A 23,370-nucleotide genomic window follows, 5' to 3' on the forward strand; every position below is an offset into this window, starting at 1 on the left:
TTTGCTCCTGACAATATTTGATCAAGCACTTAAATGAGTTGTTACAGCACAGCAAAAACAATATAAATACTAGTAATATAAGTACTAGCAATATAAATAAAAAAAGACTAAAAACTAATTTAATCAAAGACTCGGGGTCGATATGTCAGTTGAAAATTTAATTACCATTGATGGACCAAGTGGTTCAGGTAAAGGGACCGTATGTCACATTTTAGCGAAAAAGCTAGGATGGCATTTATTAGACAGTGGAGCGCTTTATCGTATTTTAGCTTACGCCGCATTACAACAAAAAGTCGCACTAAACGATGCTCAAGCATTAGCAGATTTAGCGTTAACATTAGATGTTTCATTTGTCTCTAATGGTAGCGGTGTAGATACCTTATTAAACGATGAAAATGTCGGTGATAAGTTACGCACTGAAGTGGTTGCGCAAGCTGCATCGGAGGTCGCTTCTATTGAGCTGGTACGATCAGCCTTGCTAGCACGTCAAAAAGCATTCTTACAGCAACCTGGTTTAATTGCCGATGGCCGAGACATGGGCACAGTGGTATTTCCAGAGGCTAAGGTCAAGATATTCCTAGATGCAAGCGCCGAGGAGCGAGCCCAACGCCGTTTTAATCAGTTGCAAGATAAGGGCTTTAATGTTAGCATCGCGCAAATTTTAAGCGAGATTAAAGAGCGTGATTATCGAGATCGTAACCGAGCTGTTGCTCCATTACGACCTGCTGATGATGCATTGGTTATTGACTCAACGACATTAACGATTGATCAAGTTGTAGACAAAGTATTAACCTTAACTGAACTTAAATTAAAAATTTCAACTGAATAATCAGTTGTTTACTAATACTACTTTATGGATGAAGTGGTAACTCTCTTGCCTCCCGTACGAATGGATTGTATGTGGTTGTATAAAATAAGTGTGAATAAATAGATGATGGAATCTTTTGCTGAACTATTTGAAGAATCTCTTCAACAAGTAGAAACTCGCCCAGGAACAATTGTTAAAGGTACAATCGTACGTATTAGCAATAATTTAGTATTCGTTGATGCTGGTCTTAAATCTGAAGCTGCTATCCCAGTTGAAGAATTCAAGAACGCTGCTGGCGAAATTGAAGTTGAAGTTGGCGATGTTTGTGATGTAGCTCTAGACGCTGTAGAAGATGGTTTCGGTGAAACTAAACTTTCTCGCGAAAAAGCTAAACGTCACGAAGCTTGGATCCAGTTAGAAAAAGCGTACGAAGACCAAGAAACTGTTATCGGTGTTATCAACGGTAAAGTTAAAGGTGGTTTCACTGTTGAATTAAACGGTATCCGTGCTTTCCTACCTGGCTCATTAGTTGACGTACGTCCGGTACGTGACACTGCTCACCTTGAAAACAAAGATATTGAATTCAAAGTGATCAAGCTAGACCAAAAACGCAACAATGTTGTTGTATCTCGTCGTGCTGTTATCGAAACTGAAAACAGTGTTGAACGTGATGAGCTTCTTGAGAACCTTCAAGAAGGTCAAGAAGTTAAAGGTATCGTTAAGAACCTTACTGACTACGGTGCATTCGTAGACTTAGGCGGCGTAGACGGCCTACTACATATCACTGATATGGCTTGGAAACGTGTTAAACACCCAAGCGAAATCGTAACTGTTGGTGAAGAAATCAACGTTAAAATCCTTAAGTTTGACCGTGAGCGTACTCGTGTATCACTAGGTCTTAAGCAATTAGGTGAAGATCCATGGGTTGCAATCGCTAAGCGTTACCCTGAATCAACTCGTCTAACTGGTAAAGTTACAAACTTAACTGATTACGGTTGTTTCGTAGAAATTGAAGAAGGCGTAGAAGGTCTTGTTCACGTTTCTGAAATGGATTGGACTAATAAAAACATCCACCCATCTAAAGTTGTTAACTTAGGCGATATGGCTGAAGTTATGGTTCTAGACATCGACGAAGAACGTCGTCGTATTTCTCTAGGCCTTAAACAATGTAAAGCTAACCCGTGGGAAGAGTTCTCTTCAACACACGATAAAGGCCAAAAAGTTTCTGGTAAGATTAAATCTATCACTGACTTCGGTATCTTCATCGGTCTTGACGGCAACATCGACGGTCTAGTTCACCTTTCTGACATTAGCTGGGAAGTTGAAGGCGAAAAAGCAGTACTTGACTACAAAAAAGGCGACGAAATCGAAGCTGTTGTATTACAAGTTGACCCAGAGCGCGAACGTATCTCTCTAGGTATCAAACAAATTGCTGCTGACCCATTCAACAATTACTTAGCAGAATTCAAGAAAGGAACTATTGTTACTGGTACTATTTCTGAAGTTGATGCTAAGGGTGCTACAGTTACTCTTACTGAAGGCGTTGAAGGTTACATCCGTGTTGCAGATATCTCACGTGATCGTATCGAAGATGCATCTACAGTATTAAAAGCTGGCGAATCTGTTGAAGCTAAATACGTTGGTGTTGATCGTAAAAACCGCGTAATCAGCTTGTCTATCAAAGCTAAAGATGAAGCAGATGAGAAAGATGCTATCGATAGCTTGAAGCAACAAGATGAAGCAAGCATGGGTAATGCAATGCTTGACGCGTTTAACGCTGCTAAAGGCAAATAATTAAAAGTGGCTGGCAACAGCCACCTTTAATAGCATTAACTGGTGTCTTTTTTAATTTGTATTCACATAATACGAGGTAAGTTATGACTAAGTCTGATTTGATCGAAAGGCTAACCAGCAAACACTTTCAATTGTCGGTTAAAGAAGTTGAAGATAGTGTTAAAGAAACATTAATGTTGATGACCAATTCCCTTGCCTCAGGCGAGCGTATTGAAGTCAGAGGCTTTGGTAGTTTTTCTTTACATTACCGTGCTCCACGCATTGGCCGTAACCCTAAAACAGGGGATAAGGTTGAACTAGGTGGGAAGTATGTTCCTCACTTCAAACCGGGTAAAGCATTGAGAGAACGTGTTAATGCAATAAATGCCTAAATAAAAATGGTGCTGAAAAGCACCATTTTTTTTGTCTATTATTTCTTCTTAATTGCTTCCAATCTTTTTTAAAGTCCACTTCTGTCACCATTTCATCCCTAATAGTATTAATTTGATCAATATCCTAGAGGATAATAGCAAAGGAATCATATCAATGATTTATTCCCTGCTTGATTTATAATACACTCATCACTTCTTATTCTTGTGTGGGTATCAGTATGAAACGCTTTCTAACTATATTAATCACAGTGGTATTTTTTATTATTGTGATTGTAATAGGTTTAAAAAACCAACAACTCGTCACCTTAAATTATCTCATTGCGCAAAATGAATTACGCTTATCAACATTATTAGCGATTGTTTTCTCAATGGGTTTTTCAATGGCGATATTTATTGCTAGCTACTTTTATTTAGCATTAAAAATGAAGGCTCGTCAGCTACGTAAATTAACCGTTAAACAACGTAGAGAGCTGAATGATTTGCGCGCCAATATTGAAAAAGATTAATTCTTAGTGCAAGAAATATTCTTTCTCTTACTGCCCGTGGCTGCCTTTTATGGTTGGTACATGGGCGTGCGCAGCGTTTATCAGAAAAAACAGCAGAAAGGCAATAAATTAAGCCGTGATTATGTTCAAGGCTTAAATTTTTTATTAAATGAACAACCCGACAAAGCCGTTGATCATTTTATTGCATTGTTAGATGTTGATGATGAAACTATTGAAACACACCTCGCTCTAGGCAATCTATTTCGTCAAAATGGCGAAGTCGACCGTGCGATCCGTATTCATCAAAACTTAATTGCACGTCCTAACTTAACACTTGAGCAACGCGACCTCGCTATGTTGCAATTGGGTAAAGACTTCTATCAAGCGGGTTTATTTGACCGCAGTGAAGAAACCTTTATTCAACTCAAGGAATCTCCTGAGTACAGACAAGTTGCGCTAGAAAACCTATTACTTATCTACCAACAACTAAAAGATTGGCAAGAGGCGATTAACTGTACCGAACAGTTAAATAAAATGGGCCAAGATAAAGCCAAACCAAGAACCTTATCTTACCTGTATTGCAGCTTAGCGGATCAATTGAAAAAGCCTGATCAACAAAAGCAAGCCATCAAGTTATATCAAAAAGCATTAGTGACTTACCCTAAGTGTATACGCGCTTGTATCGCGATAGCCGATTATTACGATCAAGAACGCCAGCAGAAAAAAGCCTTAGAAGTATTACAACGTGTGCCTGAATTAGATATCGACTTTACCGAAGTGATATTAGAAAAGTTATATGCGCTGCACAAAGAGCTACATACAGAACAAGCGTTAATGGATTATTTGTATCACATTGTTGGGTTAGGTGGAGGCGCAAGCGCGGTTATCCTGCTAGCTAGCTTAATTGCGGAATTTAAAAGCGTTGAAGAAGCCCAGGCATTTATGCTGCAAGAGCTAAGACGTAATCCGACCATGAAAGGCTTTAATCACTTAATGACCTATCACTTGCGATTAGCACAGTCAGATAATGAGAAAGAAAGTTTAGTCTTTCTGCATACCTTAGTCAGTGAACAAATTAAATCTCGTTCTCAATATCGCTGTCAAAAATGTGGCTATTCCACTAAAAAACTATTCTGGCAGTGTCCATCTTGTAAAAGCTGGGGACGCATTAAACCGATCCGAGGTTTAGATGGCGAATAGTCGATTGTGCATTTACAATCACGTCGCTTTCATTCACGATCACACAAAGTAAATTCACAATCACACATTATAAATATTTAATTACATCCGTTTGATATAGGAATAAAAATGACTCAGCTTACCGACCCTAAAGTGGTTATCGCATTAGATTACGATAACAAGCAACAAGCACTCGCTTTTATTGAGCAACTTGATCCTAGTACTTGCCGCTTAAAGATTGGTAAAGAGATGTTTACTCACTTTGGGCCTGAATTTGTTAAGTTAGTAGTGGCTAAAGGCTTTGATGTATTTTTAGATTTAAAGTTTCACGATATTCCTAACACAGTCGCAAAAGCAGTCAAAGCAGCCGCAGACTTAGGTGTGTGGATGGTTAATGTGCATGCCAGTGGTGGCCGTCGTATGATGGAAGCCGCAAAAGAAATATTGATACCCTACGGTGATAAAGCACCTCTATTAATTGCCGTTACTGTACTAACCAGCATGGATCAAAGCGACCTCGCAGAACTAGGCATTGAGTTAACACCTGCCGAGCAAGTGATACGTCTTGCTACATTAGCTAAATCATCAGGGTTAGATGGCGTAGTTTGTTCATCACACGAAGCACAACAGTTAAAAGCCTTGTTAGGCGAGTCATTTAAATTGATCACGCCGGGTATTCGCCCAGCAGGCTCGGCAGCCGGTGATCAACGCCGTATTAAAACACCAAAGCAGGCAATTGACAGTGGATCCGACTATTTAGTCATTGGACGTCCTATTACTCAAGCGCAAGATCCCGTTGCCGTATTAAATGAAATTAACGCATCGCTAGGTTAATTAAGCTCCGTTAAAGGATCGCCAGTTTTTATGAAAAAAATAGATATAACTAAATACAAAGCAGATTTTATACAAAAAATTGCTTTTGATTTCAAACAATGGATGTCACCGGCAATACGTGATTATTATTCATTGTTTTTGAAAAACGCCCATCAAAATCGTGAACAGCTATTGTCGTGGGTAAAGGAATACTCAGTACTAGAGAATGGCCGCTCCGTTAAAGTAGCGCAAAAACCAATACAAGTTTCCTCGGAAGCCCGTGAATTGTTTTTATGTTTACAAACCAGAATCGGAGAAGAGGTGCACGTTGGTGAATGGCTAACAATCACTCAAGATCGTGTGGATCAATTTGCACATGTCACTGAAGATCATCAATGGTTACATAATGATGTAGAACGTGCTGAAAAAGAGTCACCCTTTAAAACCACCATTGCTCACGGTTTTTTGACGTTATCCTTACTGCCGCATTTAACTGACAGTGTGGATGCCAGTCGTCCTGCGTACCCTAATGCAAAAATGACAGTGAATTACGGACTTAATCAAGTACGTTTTCCTTACCCAGTGAAAACCGGTAGTGTGATCCGTGCACATAGCCGCTTAATTAAAGTATCACCGATCAAACGCGGTTTAGAGATCGAAAAAGAGATCTCTGTAGAAATCCAAGGTACACGCCGCCCAGGTTGTGTGGCCGTTTCCGTGGTCAGGGTTTATTTCTAATTGGTTTTCTAAGACCAACTAAACTGAGTGGTTACAATAAATTGACACTTGTTATTGTTACCACTTACTTATCTGAGCCTAAATCTAAATTTAGTTCGATTATAAAGCGCTTGAATTCAAACAATAAGCGGATAAAAGGACATTATTGCCACCTTATACAAGCTAATCATTATTTATTATTTATTACTTATTACTTATTACTTATTACTTATTACTTATTAAAAACATATGATTACACTCAGCCCCAATTCATTCAGAACGTACGAAACCCCTAAAACTCCCGCTATCTAAGATCTATTGAAGATCTGTTTGTTTCAGTTCGCCTATTTATCACTAGTGCCAGTGATTGATACTAATACTTATTGTTAATACTCACGGACTTTATAGAACTCCTGAATTCGCATAAGTAGTTTGATAATATTCCACTAATTCCATTGTCCCTTCTTTAATTCACCCTTTAAATTTCTATACTTTTAGCTGCTACAAGCAGTCGCGTCATTTTTAGTAGCGGTAACAACACACCGCCTCGATTTTTTGACTTTCTGAATATCTTCACCGAATTGAGTATTTATTTAATATTAATAACTTAATGTTTTGATTGTAAGTTATTAATATTAAATAAATTTATTTTTCATGTTTTCGATGCAATATTTAAAATAAAAGTTGGCATAAAAATCGCTTTATAACCCTTGAGAGTAAAAATTGACGGCAAAACGAACAAATCTTGCCGATTTTCCCGATAAGGGACTGAAAGGAACAAAGGAGTAATTTATGGCCCAGGTAATTAATACAAATATCATGTCGCTAAATGCGCAACGCCAATTAAATAAAAGCCAACTCACACAAAACGAAGCCATGGAGCGTTTATCCTCTGGTTTACGTATCAACAGTGCAAAAGATGACGCGGCGGGTCTTGCTATTTCTACGGGAATGCAATCACAAATTAAAGGCATGAATCAAGCGGTTCGTAATGCTAATGATGGTGTGTCAATGGCTCAGACTGCTGAAGGGTCAATGGATGAAATGACTAACATACTGCAACGTATGCGAGAATTGTCAGTACAATCTGCCAATGCCACTAATTCATCTGATAATAGACAATCGATTCAAACAGAAGTGGACCAACTATACGCTGAGTTAGGACGTATTTCTGAATCGACACAGTTTAATGGAACTAATTTACTAGATGGTTCTTCAGAGAATGTCACACTGCAAATTGGCGCAAATAATGGCGATACCATGCAGGTTAATTTTACCGATGTCACCGCTCATGCCTTAGGTATTGATGGTGGAGTGACCAAAGGTGATTTAAACGGTGACCGTGTTGCTGACGGAACAATAGCTGAAGGTACCGTACAAATTAATGGCGTTGATATCGGCGCGGTGGACAACCCGAATAAATTAGGCGCGGCAGGTATTGCTGAAGCGGTTAATAAAAAAACCAATGATACAAATGTAACTGCTGAAGCTTATAACTCTATAGAAGGTGCAATAAGCGACGATGCCGACGGTATGACCGTTGGTTTAGAAATAACTGTTGGAACAGGCGCTACAGTGACCCTAAACCCAACCAATAGTATGGAAAACCTCAGAGACACTATAAATAAAGATGTATCAGGTGTTCAAGCCACTATTAGCTCTGAAGGGCAATTACAGCTAACAAATACAACCGGTGAAAGGATTGAAATTGGCGGAGCAGATATTGCAGGTTCAGGTATTGGAGCCGGTAAATACGAAGGATATGTTGCCCTATCAAGTACAACAGATGAACCAATTAAAGTAACAGGTGCGACAACAGAGTTTGGTTTAAACGAAACTAATGGCGCAGGTAGTTTAACAGGATCTAATGTTAGTGGTACCTCTAATCTTACCGAAGATGATCAAATTTCAATTAACGGTGAAGCATTAACCGTAACAGGAACAACAACTGATTATACTGGTGCATCCATGACTGAGAAAGCGGATGCCATTAATGCACTGACAGAAAAAACAGGTGTAACGGCAACCGTAGTGACTGACGTTGCAGCTTCTTCTGATTTTAAGGATGCAACTGCAGATGTAAATGACGTTAAAATTTCAGATACACAAATTACAAACTTAAATGCTGAAATAGCAGCCGCTGCAGCTGGAAGTGTAAGCGCACTTCAAATGGATGGTGTTGATGTTGATCTTACTGACGTTACAGATAGAGCAAGTTTAGTCAATGCATTAAACACTCAATTTGGAGACGATTACAGTTTTGCTGTAAATAGTGATGAAGATGGTATTTCTGCGACATCTGTTATAGCTGGTGATGTAACACCAGCCGCTTTTTCACTTACAGGTACACCTGTTAATGCCACTTTGACCACATTAAATACTGAGTTTGGAACACCTACAGGTTCAGATATTTCTGTAGGTGCGGACGAAGAAGGAGATCCAGCAGTAGAAAAACTTGTTTTAACTGCTGCTGAAGGTACAGAAATCGTTATCACCAGTGATGCTGATAGCGTGCAAGGTCAAACAGATGCACTCGCTAAATTAGGTGTAGTTGCCACAGGTGGTGCTAAAGCCGATGACTTAGGCATTGATGTTACTACTGCTGAGCATGCAGGTCGTAGTTTAGAGATGATTGATAAAGCGTTAAGCACTATTTCATCAGCTCGTGCAGACCTCGGTGCGGTGCAAAACCGTTTAGATTCCACTATTTCTAACTTAGAAAATGTATCGCAAAATTTATCAGCGTCTAACTCACGTATTCAAGATGCAGATTTTGCCGCTGAAACGTCTAAAATGAGTAAAGCACAAATATTACAACAAGCAGGTACCTCAATGTTATCGCAAGCGAATGCAAGTACACAAAACGTACTGTCATTACTGCAAGGATAAAGTGAGTTGATAAGTTCGTTTAATAAAGGCAATTTATTGCCTAATTAATTCGATTTATCATTACAAGTAAAATGGGTGAATATCTTACAGGTTTTTACTCTCATTTTCTCCTCAGTTCCCACCCATTTAAAGGCAGCCTAGGCTGCCTTTTTCTATTCTAGTTACTACGACCAAAGCCGTTAATCATTAACCGCAAGAAAACCTTTAAAAAATTAAAAAACATTAAAGGGTTAAAAATAAACAATATATTAAGGTTTTGACCTTAAAACCACAAAACCCATTAACCACGAAGCCGCTCCGCTGCACAGAGGGCACGAAGAAAACCCTTAGAAAGATTGAAAAACCTTAAAAAAGTTAAAAGATTAAAAAATAAATAAAAGGGTATTCAGATTTTAGGTCTTGATCTTACTTCTTCACCCTTCGTGCCTTCGTGGTTAATTGCTTTTGACCTTGAAACCGCAAAACCCATTAACCACGAAGCCGCTTCGCTGCACAGAGAACACGAAGAAAAGCCTTAGAAAGATTGAAAACCCTTAAAAAAGTTAAAAAGCTTAAATAACAAAAATAGGTTTTATGGTTTTGATCTTACTTCTTCACCCTTCGTGCCTTCGTGGTTAAATCGCTTTTGACCTTAAAACCGCAAACCCCATTAACCACGAAGCCGCTGCGCTGCACAGAGGGCACGAAGAAGTGACTTAAAGAGGTTAAAAGATTAAAAAATAAACAAAGTGTTTTAGGTTTTTGACCTTCCTTCTTCACCCTTCGTGCCTTCGTGGTTAATTAGCTCTTGACCTTGACCTTGAACTTTACCACCCATAATTTCGTGGTTAATAGCTTTTGGTTTGGTATATCAGAGTCATCCGATTGCAGATAAATTAAAGCTTAAATCGCTTAATACCATTTTTCAAAGCAACGGTATTAAAATTGATTAATAACCCTGTTTGTATATTGGCTAGCTTCATGTAAGTGATAATTTGAGCTTCATGTATCGCAGTTAAATGCTGAACACTTTTAAGTTCGACAATAAGCTTGCCCGCAATGACTAAATCAAGTCGATAAGCACAATCAATTTCAATGGTCTTATATTTGATGGGTAAAGTAAGCTGTTGTTGATAAGGTATGTTGAGGCATGATAATTCATAGGCTAGGCATTTTTCATAACTAGACTCCAGTAACCCTGGGCCTAATTGTTTATGAACCTCAATCGCACATCCAATCACTTGATACGATAAATCATCAAAATCCATATTCATATCCTCCGTATTTAAAGTAAATATAAGTGTAGGTAGCTAATGCTAATCCCACCATTAACCTAAAGATCCATTTACATGAAGAAAACACTTAAAAAGCTAAAACCGTAAAACCCATTAACCACGAAGCCGCTACGCTGCACAGAGGACACGAAGAAAACCCTTAGAAAATTAAAAAACGTTAAAGGGTTAAAAATCAATAAAGTATTTTAAGGTTTTGATCTTACTTCTTCACCCTTCGTGCCTTCGTGGTTAATTGCTTTTGACCTTGAAACCGCAAATCCCATTAACCACGAAGCCGCTGCGCTGCACAGAGGACACGAAGAAAAACCTTAAAAAAGTTAAAAGATTAAAAAATAAATAAAAGGGTATTCAGATTTTAGGTCTTGATCTTACTTCTTCACCCTTCGTGCCTTCGTGGTTAATTTGCTCTTGACCTTGACCTTGACCTTGACCTTAACCTTTACAACCATAATTTCGTGGTTAATCGCTTTAATTCCCAAGGAAGTCCACAGAGTAGCTATCGCCACACAAAGAACACAAAGAAAAGCCTAATAAAATTATTTTTTAGGTTTTTGACCTTACTTCTTCACCCTTCGTGCCTTCGTGGTTAATTTGCTCTTGACCTTGACCTTGACCTTGACCTTTACAACCATAATTTCGTGGTTAATGGCTTTGATTCCCAAGGAAGGCCACAGAGTAGCTATCGCCACACAAAGAACATGAAGAAAAACCTAATTAGATTTTTATAGGTTTTTGACCTTACTTCTTCACCCTTCGTGCCTTCGTGGTTAATTAGCTTTTGACCTTGACCTGGCTTTTACACGTAAAATTTTGTGGTTAATGCTTTTGATTTTCACCCCAGAAACCCTCGGTGGTTAAGGGCTTTAGATCCTTTTCAAAAATAAAACGACCTTTTTTTAATCTACCCCTAAAGTAATTGTTTTGTCGGTCGATAAAGTTATTAAGTCCGAACATCGACTGTTTTGAAAATGAACCGTTTAGCTAGAAAATTTTTAATTAAACAAAAACATTAAAGTTATTTTTTAAGCGGTCGATACTAATTACATACTTAATCAAACTGATTAAAAGTTTTAAAAACAACTTATTGAATCAGAAATAAATAATGAAATAAATAACCAAGGAGCACATCATGGCCTCAGTAGTAAATACAAATGTAATGTCAATCAACGCTCAGCGTCAATTAGGCAAATCACAAGCAACACAAAATGAAGCAATGGAACGTTTATCTTCTGGCTTACGTATCAATAGCGCAAAAGATGATGCCGCAGGTCTTGCTATCTCAACCGGCATGCAATCACAAATTAAAGGTAATACACAAGCCGTTCGTAATGCCAATGATGGTGTGTCAATGACACAAACCGCTGAGGGTTCAATGGATGAAATGACTAACATCCTACAACGTATGCGTGAACTTTCTGTGCAATCTGCTAATGCTACTAACTCATCTGAAAACAGACAGTCTATCCAAACTGAAGTGGACCAACTTTACTCTGAATTAGGTCGTATTTCTGAAGCAACAGAGTTTAATGGTATTAAACTGTTGGATGGCTCTGCAGAAGACATAACACTACAAATTGGTGCTAATAATGGTAATACTATGCAAGTAAGTATTGCCGATGTATCTGCTGGCGCGTTAGGTATTGATGGCGGAGTCACTAAAGGCGACTTAAATGGTGGACGAGTTTCTGGTGAAAAAATAACGGCAGGAACAGTACAAATTAATGATATCGATATTGGTGCCGTGGATAACGCTAATAAATTAGGCGCAGCGGGTATTGCCGAAGCGATTAATAAAAAATCAGGTGAGACTAATGTCACCGCTAATGCTTATAACTCTATCGAAGGTTCAAATGGTGATGATGTTGATGGTGTTACTAATGGTTTAGAAATCACTGTTGGTAATGGTGACAAGGTCAGCTTAGGTTCTACTAATAGTATGGAGAACTTAAAAGATACCATCAATAAAGAAGTGACAGGTGTAAATGCAACTATCAGTTCTGAAGGTCAATTGCAATTAACAAATGATACCGGCGAAAATATCACTATTGCAGTAGCATCCGGCGGCGACATTGCAGGCTCTGGTCTTGAGGCTGGCACATATGAAGGTTATGTTGCTTTATCAAGCACGACAGATGAGCCAATTAAAGTAACAGGTGCGACAACAGAGTTTGGTTTAAACGAAACTAATGGCGCAGGTAGTTTAACAGGAGCTGATGTTAGTGGTACCTCTAATCTTACCGAAGATGATCAAATTTCAATTAACGGTGAAGCGTTAACTGTAACAGGTACAACAACTGATTATACTGGTGCATCCATGACTGAGAAAGCGGATGCCATTAATGCACTGACAGAAAAAACAGGCGTAACAGCAACTGTAGTGACTGACGTTGCAGCTTCTTCTGATTTTAAGGATGCAACTGCAGATGTAAATGACGTTAAAATTTCAGATACACAAATTACAAACTTAAATGCTGAAATAGCAGCCGCTGCAGCTGGAAGTGTAAGCGCACTTCAAATGGATGGTGTTGATGTTGATCTTACTGACGTTACAGATAGAGCAAGTTTAGTCAATGCATTAAACACTCAATTTGGAGACGATTACAGTTTTGCTGTAAATAGTGATGAAGATGGTATTTCTGCGACATCTGTTATAGCTGGTGATGTAACACCAGCCGCTTTTTCACTTACAGGTACACCTGTTAATGCCACTTTGACCACATTAAATACTGAGTTTGGAACACCTACAGGTTCAGATATTTCTGTAGGTGCGGACGAAGAAGGAGATCCAGCAGTAGAAAAACTTGTTTTAACTGCTGCTGAAGGTACAGAAATCGTTATCACCAGTGATGCTGATAGCGTGCAAGGTCAAACAGATGCACTCGCTAAATTAGGTGTAGTTGCCACAGGTGGTGCTAAAGCCGATGACTTAGGCATTGATGTTACTACTGCTGAGCATGCAGGTCGTAGTTTAGAGATGATTGATAAAGCGTTAAGCACTATTTCATCTGCTCGTGCGGACCTTGGTGCGGTGCAAAACCGTTTAGGCTCTACTATTTCTAACTTAGAAAATGTAACACAAAATTTATCAGCGTCTAACTCACGTATTCAAGATGCAGATTTTGCCACTGAAACGTCTAAAATGAGTAAAGCGCAGATATTACAACAAGCAGGTACGTCAATGTTGTCGCAAGCTAATGCGTCTGCACAGAGTGTATTATCTCTTCTTGGTTAATCAACGAAGGGTCGCTAGTTAAATAATATAGCTCCCTAGTCATAGGGGGCTTTTTTGCCATTAAAGAGACAATAAAGTAGGAGGTAGTATGCCTGATTTAAGTGTTAATAGTGCATCCATTAGCTCGTTGAGTGTTGATACAAGCTCTGATAAAAATACATCTCAACACAATATTACTAATGCGACTAATGATGTTAGTCAATCATCGTTTAGCGCAGATGCTGCTACAAAAGTAACTGACAACGCGCCGGTTCAAAATGTACATCAAGAAAAAAAAGTGTCTGCAGAAGAAGCTGAAAAAGCCGTAAATGAAATGAATGATTTTATGACCAGCATGCAGCGTAACTTATCTTTCAGCTTTGACGATGACCTAGGGCGAGACATAGTCTCAGTTAAAGATATTGAAAGTGATGAAGTGATTCGTCAAATCCCATCGGAAGAGTTGGTTGTATTAATTAAAAAAATGGATGATGTCGCTGGGATATTGTTCGACAAAAAAGTGTAGCAGAGGGGGCGTCATATTAACGCCAGTATCTACACTGTATCAATGAGCGTTTGATTAATTAAAAAATAAAGGATTACCCTGTTTACTATTTTGGCTACTATTTAAATTGCTATTTTAGCTTGGATTTTAACAAGTGTTTTGGCTACTATTTTAGTTAATATTTTAGCTTGGATTCCAACAAAAGTTTTGACCATGGCTTTAACAGCAGGCTTAACTATCACAGCAGCGGTAAGTTTATTAAATATGTTGACACTATTGATAATAAGTCGCTTAGGCTTAACAATAACCTTATTGTTTTTAATGTGGTAAGCGCAGTAAGGTTAATCAATTTCTTTTGTTAAATTTAATAGGTCGGCAGAATTTAGGAGCTATTCGCTAATTGCATTTGTTAATAATAGAAAGACAGTGAAAATAAATAACAAAAAGGTAAATAACAAAAAGGTAAATAATATTTACAATTGATATTGTTCACCCTTATGTTATTCAAAGCGTTATGTGAAAATACTTATTGGTAAAGTTGTATCAGTCAAAGCTATCGATAAAATTATTGATAAAAGTGCTGATAAAGCTCGAGAGTATCAGTTGCCACAAAGTTATATGGCTCGATTATTGCTTTTAATTATTGGTTGTTAGTCATTATTGTTTCTTATTCTTCATATGTTTTCAATATTTCTACCAATAAGAGCTGCACTGAAATCAGTGTTAACAAATAAGTGAAACAGTACGTTAAGTTAATTGTCATCAAGGAGTAGGTATGTCTTCCATTACATCAACAGGTTTAGGCTCAGGGCTAGATATTAACAGTATCGTTACTGCTATTGTTGATGCAGAAAAAGATCCTGCTTTAGCGACGATCACAAAAGGTACTGCAGAAGCAACGGCTAAAATTTCTGCCTATGGTTTGCTTAATAGCGAATTAACTTCCTTTAAATCCTCTTATAAAGAGCTGGCTTATACCTCTAGTTTTTCAGCCACGACTTCAACCAGCAGCGACAGTGATATTTTAGATGCAACATTAGGGTTTGGTGCTGAAACAGGTCAATGGGAGTTTGAAGTTAATCAGCGTGCACAGGCACAAACCTTAGTCTCTGCTGAAAGTAATGAATTTACTGCTGTTAACGATGAAGTGGGCGAGGGGATCCTTAAACTATCATTTGGTACCTATAGCGAAGACGGTACGACTTTTACCGCTAATCCAGATAAAGCCTTTGAAAGCATCACTATTAGTAATGAAATTGACCCCGCTACAGGGCAAAGTAATAACTCGTTGGAAGGTCTTAGAGATCAAATTAATGACGATGAGAATAATTACAGCGTATCAGCATCGATTATCAATGATGGTAGTAACTACCGTTTAATCTTAACCAGTAAAGAGACCGGTGAACAAAGCGCTGTTGAAATAACCGCAACAGACCTTAATGGTGACCCTCTTGATGCAGGCACAGGGCTCGATCGTTTTACCTATGGTGCTGATAATCAAAATATGACGCAGACGGTAGTGGCACAGGATGCAGAGATAATGATGAATAATATCTCCATCAGTAGTGCAAGTAATGAAGTTAGCAGTGTTATTCAAGGGGTAACCTTAAACTTAAAAACTGCCGAAATTGGTAAAACTGTTACGTTAACAATAGAAAGTGATACCACTGAAGTTAAAGAAAAGATTAATGCTTTTTTTGAAAGTTATAACAGTACCGTTGCTAAAATGACGGAGTTAACGGCTTATAACAGTGCAGATTCTTCTAGTAATGGTATTTTGAATGGTGACTCGACGGTCAGAAATATTCAAAATATGATGCGTAGTGTTTTGAATACACCGATGGATCATATTGAAGGCTCTATTCATAGTTTCGCTGACCTGGGTATGTTAACGCAACGGGACGGTACCTTAGAGTTAGATGAAGATAAGTTTGCTGAAGCACTTAAAAATGATTTAGCTGGCGTGGCTGATTTTTTTACGGCGACGGGAGCCGCTAGCGACGCTAATATTTTATATGACAGCCATACCAGTGCCACTACTCCGGGGACCTATGATGTTGAGGTGACTCAAGTTGCCACCCAAGGTACTTTGGCTGGCCTAGCAGAGCCTGGTTTGTTGTTTGATGACAGTAATAATAGTTTTCAAATCAAAGTGGATGGTTATGAATCAAGTTCAATCGATTTGCAGATAGGCTCTTATGTCAGCATTGATGAAATGATTATCGACTTACAGTCTAAAATAAATTCAGATCCCAATTTTGTGAGTAATGGTGTTGCTGTCAATATCACTAATGAAGACGGTAAGTTGTCAATCAACTCGACTAAGTACGGTGCTTTCTCCAATGTGTCATTTACTAATAGCGACGCAGATTTTATATCTAACCTAGGATTTACAGGTGCGAGTAGTGTAGATGGAGTAAATGTTAAAGGCACGATTGGTGGCGAAAGTGCGACCGGTAGCGGTCAATATTTATTATCTTCCGCTGGTGATGCAGAGGGCATAAAACTGCTTATTGAAGGTAGCTTATTAGGCAGTCGTGGCTCGGTGACCTATAGCGAAGGCATTGCGCAGACGATGAATAATGTTTTAGATAGTATTATTGATTTAAGTGTGTCGGAGTCTAGTGTTGATGTAGATTCAAGTTCTGGCACTATTGATAGTAAAATCGATTCATTTTATAAAAGAATAGAAACATTAGGTGAGCAGCAAGAGGCGCTAACATTACGCATGGATAGTTATGAAACTCGTTTATATGCAGATTTTAATGCCATGGATATTGCGGTATCGAGTTTAAATAATACCATGAGTTATTTAGAAGCAACCTTAGATGCGTTACCAGGTTATACCAACGATTAGTATTAGCAGCTATGTATTACTCAATATATAGCTGCTTTCCTCCTCAAAGTTACATTCCAAAGCATCAATAGTATTTCACCACTAGCCTTACGGTTAAAAGCCAAAGTCTAAAGTTAAAAGCTAATTAACTACGAAATTGAGGGCTGTAAAGTTCAAAATCAATATCAAAGTCAAAAGCAATTTAACCACGAAGGCACGAAGGGTGAAGAAGTAAGGTCAAACCCCAAAAGATTTTTTAAATTATTTAATGGTTTTCTTCGTATTCTTTGTGTGGCGATAGCGACTCTGTGGACTTCCTTGGGAATCAAATCGATTAACCACGAAATTGTGGGTGGTAAAGATCAAGGTCAAAACTAAAATCAAAGGCTAATTAACCACGAAGTTGAGGGCTGTAAAGGTCAATATCAAAATCAAAAGCAATTAACCACGAAGGCACGAAGGGTGAAGAAGTAAGGTCAAACACCGACACCCAAAACATTTTTAAATTTTTTAATGGTTTTCTTCGTCTTCTTTGTGTGGCGATAGCGACTCTGTGGCCTTCCTTGGGAATCAAAGCGATTAACTACGAAATTATGGGTGGTAAATATCAAGATTAAAGTCAAAAGCAATTAACCACGAAGGCACGAAGGGTAAAGAAGTAAGGTCAAAAACATAAAACCAATTTTTAATATTTAACTTTATAAAGTCTTAATATTTTTAAGGTTTTCTTCGTGCCCTCTGTGCAGCGCAGCGGCTTCGTGGTTAATGGGTTTTGTGGTTTTAAGGTCAAAAGCGGATTAACCACGAAGGCACGAAGGGTAAAGAAGTAAGGTCAAAAACATAAAACCAATTTTTAATATTTAACTTTTTAACTTTATAAAGTCTTAATATTTTTAAGGTTTTCTTCGTGTTCTCTGTGCAGCCTAAGGGCTTCGTGGTTAATGGGTTTTGGATATTTAAAAAGGCTATTTATAAGCTTTAACGCCTTTTCTTCCTCGTTTTAGTGCTAATGATTTTTCTTTTAATTCAGTTTGTAATATTGCTGATTTTGCTTGTGTTTGGGCAACTGTTTTTTTGATACTTTTAAGCTGTGTTAGTACTGAAAGTAATTCATCTTCACTGGCGCGAGTTAGGACTTGTTGCATTTTTTTGGAAAAAAAGGCTTGTTGTTCAGAGAACTCAATGTATTGCTGATCGGCAATGCATTGATCCATTGTTTCTATTAACGCAAATAGTTGGTCTATCTCTTGTTCTATATTCATCATCTGTACTGCTGACGAATATCGTCAGGAATACCGTCCCAACCTGCTTTGATTTCACTTAGTAACATACTAACTTCTGTTAATAATTCCGGATCATTCTTGATATTTGCGCGTGTTACTAGCGTTAGCATGTAGGCATATAGATTAAATAAGTTGGTTGAAATTTCTCCGCCTTTTTCCATATCTAAACTATCTTGCAGTTCACCAATTAATCCGATTACTTTACCTAAGGTTTTATTTTTTATTACAATATCCTTTCGAGAAATTGCACCTTTTGCCGCTGCCAGATTACCTAATATATGCTGCATTATTAAGGATATAAGTGTATGAGGGTCTGCATTCTCGACTTGGGATAAGCCGGTATTTTGATATTGTCTGATCGATGAGCGAGTCATAAAATTCCCTTAGCTAACTTGTTTTTTAATTCTACATTGGTTCGATTATTAGTTTATTCGGATCATTAAGTGAGTGCTATTTAACGAAATAGCCATTTATTTACCTATTCACCTTTTATCTATTTACCAAGTTACATTTTAGCCGCTAATTGAAGCTATGTAATGGTTGCAATCATGATAGTGCCAAAAGTTAAACACTGCTTTTAATAAAGCAAAATATATACCATTTTTATTTTTTTAATGATTTTCAATTATTTTACTAATGACAGTCGCATAAATGTTGTTATTTATACTACCTCTAAAGGTTTATTGTGTCATTTTACAGGCATCGTCATCTTTTTGACGATTTTTCAATGCAAATATTAAAAATTGTTCTATCATAACCTTCACATCTTGGTTTCTTTGATATGAGTACTGATTATGCCACAACGCCCGCCGATTTATTTAGTCGATACAACCGCTCAACAAGTAGAGATATTACAAACTGTTTTACATTTTGTTGGTGAAGCTTATCAAACGGTTGCTGTTGAACAATTAGCGCAACAGGTAGAGCAACAAGCGCCTTTGTGCGTTATTTATGGCAATCAACATCAGCAATTGGATGCACTACTAAATAGCTTTGCTAAGACTCCTTTTATTAGTATCTCTGGGCAAGTGGCGAGTGTGGACAGTAATCACATCGGTGTGCTTCATTTACCTATCGTCTATTCAGAGTTGACGCAGTTATTACATTATTGCCAAACCTATTCGAATCCAAATCATAAATTAAGTAAAGCCAATAAATATTTAATTACCTCTTTAGTGGGCAAAGGGTTACGTATTCAAGAAATTCGTTATTTAGTAGAGCAAGTAGCTGAAAGTAATGCCAATGTGTTGGTTCTAGGCGAATCAGGAACGGGTAAAGAGGTGGTTGCGCGTGCTATCCATGAAGTGTCTGGTCGAAATAAAGGGCCTTTTGTACCCGTTAACTGTGGTGCTATTCCCGCTGAACTATTAGAGAGTGAATTATTTGGGCATGAAAAAGGCGCGTTTACTGGCGCTTTTTCTGCTCGTAAAGGTCGCTTTGAGTTAGCTGAAGGCGGTACGCTATTTCTAGATGAAATTGGCGACATGCCCATGCCGATGCAAGTGAAATTATTACGTGTGCTACAGGAAAGAACCTTTGAAAGAGTCGGTGGCAATAAATCTTTGCAGGCGGATGTGCGCATTGTAGCGGCAACCCATAGAAACTTAGAAGAGATGATTATTGCAGGTTCTTTTCGAGAAGATCTGTTTTATCGTTTAAATGTATTTCCTATTGAGAAGCCTGCATTACGTGATCGCCAAGAAGATATTCCTTTGTTGCTACAGGAGTTGTTATCTCGATTAGAAAAAGAACATAAAGCGACGCTACGTTTTACGCAACGTGCATTAGATTCATTAATGAAACATGCTTGGCCTGGAAATGTGCGTGAGCTGTCCAATTTATTAGAGCGTTTATTGATTCTACACAGTAATAAAATAGTGGATGTGACTGAGTTACCGGTTAAATATCGTTACTTAGATGAGCAGGGTGAGGCGGTTGAACATATTCACTATAACCCAGAAGAAGAAGCATTGATGGAACGTGATGCGTTATCGGGTATGTTTGGTGATGCGCCTATTTTATCCGACGAAAGTGAAATGCACGATGAATCACTTGGTTTTTTAGGGCATTTGCCTGCGGAAGGCATGAATTTAAAGAATAAGTTAGTCGAGTTTGAAATTGAGATGATTCGTCAAGCGATTGACTCTCAAGATGGTGTGGTGTCACATGCTGCTGAGTTATTATCGATGCGTCGAACCACCTTGGTAGAAAAAATGAAAAAATATGGGTTGAATAAAGAAGGCTAAGCTATCTATTAAGCTAATCATCAAACTGATTAGCCAAACTAAGCATTAAAGTCATCTTCAAAAAGTGACATCAAAAGTAATATCACAAAGTGACATCAAAAAATAAGCTGAGTATTTAGCGATACTTTTATATCAGAAACCGCGCTTTTAATTGTGCGGTTTTTTCATTTTTAGCACTGTCATTTTTATGGCTATTTGCTTTTATCTTACTGTAAAGTAATCGGTTTATTCGGTTGGCATAATAACTGCTTAGTAGTGATATCTATCTTAATTTTTAGGTGTTGCTATGACAACTTCACAATCAACAAATAATACGCCATTACAAACTGAACGTTATGTCGGTGAGCTACAGCAGTTACGTGCTCAAGCGAACTACATGGATCAATTGTATAAAGAGTTGCCGTCTGGGTTGATTGTGATTAATGGTAATGGGATTGTGGAACAAGCAAACCGTGTTGCGGTGCAGTTGTTAGGTGAACCCTTAGATAATATGCTTTGGGGTGATGTGATTAAACGCTCCTTTAGCCCTAAAAATGACGATGGCCATGAAATATCATTGAAGAATGGTCGCCGTATTCAGTTATCTATCTCCTCTTTGCAAGGCCAGCCTGGGCAGCTTATTCTACTTACGGATCTTACCCATACTCGTCAACTACAAGAGCATGTTGCAACATTAAAGCGTTTATCCTCTTTAGGTAAAATGGTGGCTTCATTAGCGCATCAAATCCGCACTCCATTATCGGCGGCTATGTTATATGGCGCTAACCTTGCCAACAAAACTTTAAATGAAAGCTCTCGTGCTCGCTTTCAAGGCAAGTTAATGAACCGCCTGCAAGATTTAGAAACACAAGTGAACGATATGCTGTTATTTGCCCGTAGTGGTGAGCAGAAAATTGTAGAGGAAGTCTCCGTTGCAACATTATTAGAAGAAGTACAAGAAGCCAGTGATGCCATGTTATTAAGTGTTAATGGCCATTTGCAGTGTCGTTTACCTAATCCTGATCTATTTATTCTGGCTAATAAAAATGCATTAACCAGTGCCATGACCAACCTTATCTCAAATGCAATTGAAGCTACCGGTGAAGGGGCTCAATTATATATTAGTGCTGTGCAACGAGGCGCTTCGCATTTAGAAATCTCTGTGATGGACAATGGGCCTGGTATTGAAAAACAACGTTTAGCACAAGTGATGGAAGCTTTTTATACTACTAAATCTCAAGGCACAGGTCTTGGCCTTGCGGTGGTGCAAAGTGTTGCTCAGGCGCATAGTGGCACGGTGGAAGTAAAGTCGGAAGTCGGCAAGGGGAGCTGTTTTACTTTAGTGTTGCCCTTACACCGTATTGCTGAGTTTAGAGAAGAAAGTAATGCACTGAGCAAGGTAATAGGAGCTTAATTATGTCGCATAATCAATCACAAGGTCGATTATTAGTGGTAGAAGATGACGCTGGATTACGTGAAGCGTTAATTGATACCTTGTTATTAGCAGGTTATGACTGTCAAGAAGTCGACAGTGGCGAAGCGGCGTTGGTTGAACTTAATAAAGCGGCACTTGGTAAATCACGTTACGACTTGGTGATCAGTGATATTCAAATGGGCGGCATGAGTGGTTTAACTTTATTGCAAAATATTAAAAGCCTTCACCCTGAAATACCGGTTTTATTGATGACAGCCTACGCGACGATTGATGATGCGGTCAAAGCTATTCGCGATGGTGCCATTGATTATTTAGCAAAACCCTTTTCACCTGAGGTGTTATTAAATCAAGTTAGTCGCTATGCACCTGTGCATAAAGTGCCTTCGTGTACGCCTATATTTGGCGACCCTAATACTGCGGCTTTATTTAAGATGGCTGAAAAAGTAGCGGCTTCCGATGCATCGGTGATGATCACTGGCCCAAGTGGTTCAGGTAAAGAAGTGTTATCACGTTATTTACACGATAAATCATCGCGTAAAGATGAAGCTTTTGTGGCGATTAACTGTGCGGCTATTCCCGATACGATGCTTGAATCTACTTTATTTGGTTATGAGAAAGGGGCCTTTACTGGCGCCGTTCAAGCTTGCCCTGGTAAATTTGAACAAGCGCAAAACGGCACGATTTTATTAGATGAAATTAGTGAAATGCCCTTAGAGTTACAAGTTAAGCTACTGCGTGTTTTACAAGAAAGAGAAGTGGAGCGTTTAGGCTCACGTAAAACGATTAAATTAAATATTCGTGTATTAGCGACCAGTAATCGTGACATCAAAAAAGCGGTAGAAGCGGGGACTTTCCGTGAAGATTTGTATTATCGCTTGAATGTTTTTCCACTACAGTGGTTACCGCTAAAGCAACGTAAAGGCGATATTATTCCACTTGCTGAACACTTATTATCACGTCACGCAAAGGAGCAGTCTTCTGCGATCCCTTCATTATCGGAAGCAGCTAAGCAATGTTTATTTGCTTATTCATGGCCAGGCAATGTGCGTGAATTAGATAATGTAATGCAACGAGCCTTGATTTTAGGTAATGATGATGTGATTGACTGTGATGCGTTGATTTTAGAAGATCAACAATTTGAACATATGCAACAACCAACTATTTCAACGACCACAGCGCAAGCTCAATCAGCAGCTATGGATGCTGTTTCGACAGGTCCCGTTGATTCTCTCTCAGAGGGGCTAGTGCATAGTAATAGTACCAACAATAATAATAGCAACTTTGATGGTGACCTTATTAAAAACCTCTCTATCGACTCTGAGAACGCAGCAATAAGTGGTAGTGCAGTAAGGACTGAAACTGAAGAGCCAGAAGCTTTAGGGCAAGGTCTCAAACAGCAAGAGCAAAAGATTATATTAGAAGCATTACAGACCTGTCGTGGTAAGCGTAAAGATGTGGCAGAGTTACTGGGTATTAGTCCTCGCACATTGCGTTATAAAATTGCGCGGATGAAAGAGCAAGGCATTGCTTTACCTGCGTAAAAAA

At 38.5% G+C, this 23,370-nt stretch carries 18 protein-coding genes; 15 read left to right on the top strand and 3 right to left on the bottom strand.

Annotation, left to right across the window (positions count from 1 at the left end; genetic code table 11):
• The first annotated feature begins 142 nt into the window (after positions 1–142).
• From cmk to MT390_RS04995, 8 genes are all read left to right on the top strand, one after another.
• Positions 143–829 carry a (d)CMP kinase gene (gene cmk, locus MT390_RS04960; protein WP_166371890.1) on the top strand — a complete coding sequence of 229 codons (687 nt, stop codon included), beginning with the start codon at positions 143–145 and terminating at the stop codon, positions 827–829.
• 102 nt (positions 830–931) lie between these two features.
• The gene (gene rpsA / locus MT390_RS04965) at positions 932–2,602 is read left to right on the top strand and encodes a 30S ribosomal protein S1 (protein WP_166371889.1); all 1,671 of its coding nucleotides are present in this window, start codon (positions 932–934) and stop codon (positions 2,600–2,602) included.
• A gap of 83 nt (positions 2,603–2,685) precedes the next feature.
• Positions 2,686–2,973: an integration host factor subunit beta gene (gene ihfB, locus MT390_RS04970; protein ID WP_028867438.1), complete on the top strand. Its 288-nt coding sequence runs from the start codon at positions 2,686–2,688 to the stop codon at positions 2,971–2,973.
• Positions 2,974–3,191: 218 nt separating this feature from the next.
• Positions 3,192–3,479, top strand: a complete 288-nt coding sequence (locus tag MT390_RS04975) for a LapA family protein (RefSeq protein WP_166371888.1) — start codon at positions 3,192–3,194, stop codon at positions 3,477–3,479.
• A gap of 6 nt (positions 3,480–3,485) precedes the next feature.
• Entirely contained in the window at positions 3,486–4,658 is a 1,173-nt protein-coding gene (lapB, locus tag MT390_RS04980; RefSeq protein WP_499439919.1) for a lipopolysaccharide assembly protein LapB, read from the top strand.
• 108 nt (positions 4,659–4,766) lie between these two features.
• A complete protein-coding gene (pyrF, locus tag MT390_RS04985; RefSeq protein ID WP_499439921.1) occupies positions 4,767–5,471 on the top strand; it encodes an orotidine-5'-phosphate decarboxylase in 705 nt (234 codons plus the stop codon).
• Positions 5,472–5,501: 30 nt separating this feature from the next.
• Complete coding sequence (locus tag MT390_RS04990; RefSeq protein WP_299660195.1) at positions 5,502–6,188, top strand: MaoC family dehydratase; 687 nt, start codon at positions 5,502–5,504, stop codon at positions 6,186–6,188.
• Positions 6,189–6,959: 771 nt separating this feature from the next.
• Positions 6,960–9,056 carry a flagellin N-terminal helical domain-containing protein gene (locus tag MT390_RS04995; RefSeq protein WP_499439923.1) on the top strand — a complete coding sequence of 699 codons (2,097 nt, stop codon included), beginning with the start codon at positions 6,960–6,962 and terminating at the stop codon, positions 9,054–9,056.
• Positions 9,057–9,931: 875 nt separating this feature from the next.
• Here MT390_RS04995 and MT390_RS05000 read toward each other — a convergent pair.
• A complete protein-coding gene (locus MT390_RS05000; RefSeq protein WP_499439924.1) occupies positions 9,932–10,303 on the bottom strand; it encodes a GxxExxY protein in 372 nt (123 codons plus the stop codon).
• Between the two features lie 1,156 nt (positions 10,304–11,459).
• Between MT390_RS05000 and MT390_RS05005 the strand changes: the two genes are divergently transcribed.
• The 4 genes from MT390_RS05005 (at position 11,460) to fliD (ending at position 16,903) form a co-directional block, all read left to right on the top strand.
• On the top strand, positions 11,460–13,562 hold the full coding sequence (locus MT390_RS05005; RefSeq protein ID WP_499439925.1) for a flagellin N-terminal helical domain-containing protein: 2,103 nt from the start codon (positions 11,460–11,462) through the stop codon (positions 13,560–13,562).
• An 88-nt stretch (positions 13,563–13,650) separates the two neighbouring features.
• Entirely contained in the window at positions 13,651–14,067 is a 417-nt protein-coding gene (locus MT390_RS05010) for a flagellar protein FlaG (protein WP_499439927.1), read from the top strand.
• 495 nt (positions 14,068–14,562) lie between these two features.
• Positions 14,563–14,700, top strand: a complete 138-nt coding sequence (locus MT390_RS05015; RefSeq protein ID WP_499439928.1) for a hypothetical protein — start codon at positions 14,563–14,565, stop codon at positions 14,698–14,700.
• A 121-nt stretch (positions 14,701–14,821) separates the two neighbouring features.
• Positions 14,822–16,903: a flagellar filament capping protein FliD gene (fliD, locus tag MT390_RS05020; protein WP_499439930.1), complete on the top strand. Its 2,082-nt coding sequence runs from the start codon at positions 14,822–14,824 to the stop codon at positions 16,901–16,903.
• 944 nt (positions 16,904–17,847) lie between these two features.
• On the opposite strand, the gene MT390_RS05025 is transcribed toward fliD, so the two are convergent.
• Positions 17,848–18,147, bottom strand: a complete 300-nt coding sequence (locus tag MT390_RS05025) for a hypothetical protein (protein WP_499439932.1) — start codon at positions 18,145–18,147, stop codon at positions 17,848–17,850.
• Positions 18,144–18,539 carry a flagellar export chaperone FliS gene (gene fliS, locus MT390_RS05030; protein WP_499439934.1) on the bottom strand — a complete coding sequence of 132 codons (396 nt, stop codon included), beginning with the start codon at positions 18,537–18,539 and terminating at the stop codon, positions 18,144–18,146. The genes MT390_RS05025 and fliS overlap by 4 nt, the downstream gene beginning before the upstream one ends.
• A gap of 420 nt (positions 18,540–18,959) precedes the next feature.
• Between fliS and MT390_RS05035 the strand changes: the two genes are divergently transcribed.
• From MT390_RS05035 to MT390_RS05045, 3 genes are all read left to right on the top strand, one after another.
• Positions 18,960–20,411: a sigma-54 dependent transcriptional regulator gene (locus MT390_RS05035; protein ID WP_166371092.1), complete on the top strand. Its 1,452-nt coding sequence runs from the start codon at positions 18,960–18,962 to the stop codon at positions 20,409–20,411.
• A gap of 286 nt (positions 20,412–20,697) precedes the next feature.
• Positions 20,698–21,804: a sensor histidine kinase gene (locus MT390_RS05040; protein ID WP_499439936.1), complete on the top strand. Its 1,107-nt coding sequence runs from the start codon at positions 20,698–20,700 to the stop codon at positions 21,802–21,804.
• Positions 21,805–21,806: 2 nt separating this feature from the next.
• Positions 21,807–23,366 (top strand): sigma-54-dependent transcriptional regulator, encoded by a 1,560-nt coding sequence (locus MT390_RS05045; RefSeq protein WP_499439938.1) that lies wholly within the window; start codon positions 21,807–21,809, stop codon positions 23,364–23,366.
• Positions 23,367–23,370: the final 4 nt, after the last annotated feature.

Source organism: Vibrio sp. 2-Bac 85 (assembly GCF_037546705.1).
In the GTDB taxonomy this organism is placed as follows: Bacteria; Pseudomonadota; Gammaproteobacteria; order Enterobacterales; family Psychromonadaceae; genus Psychromonas.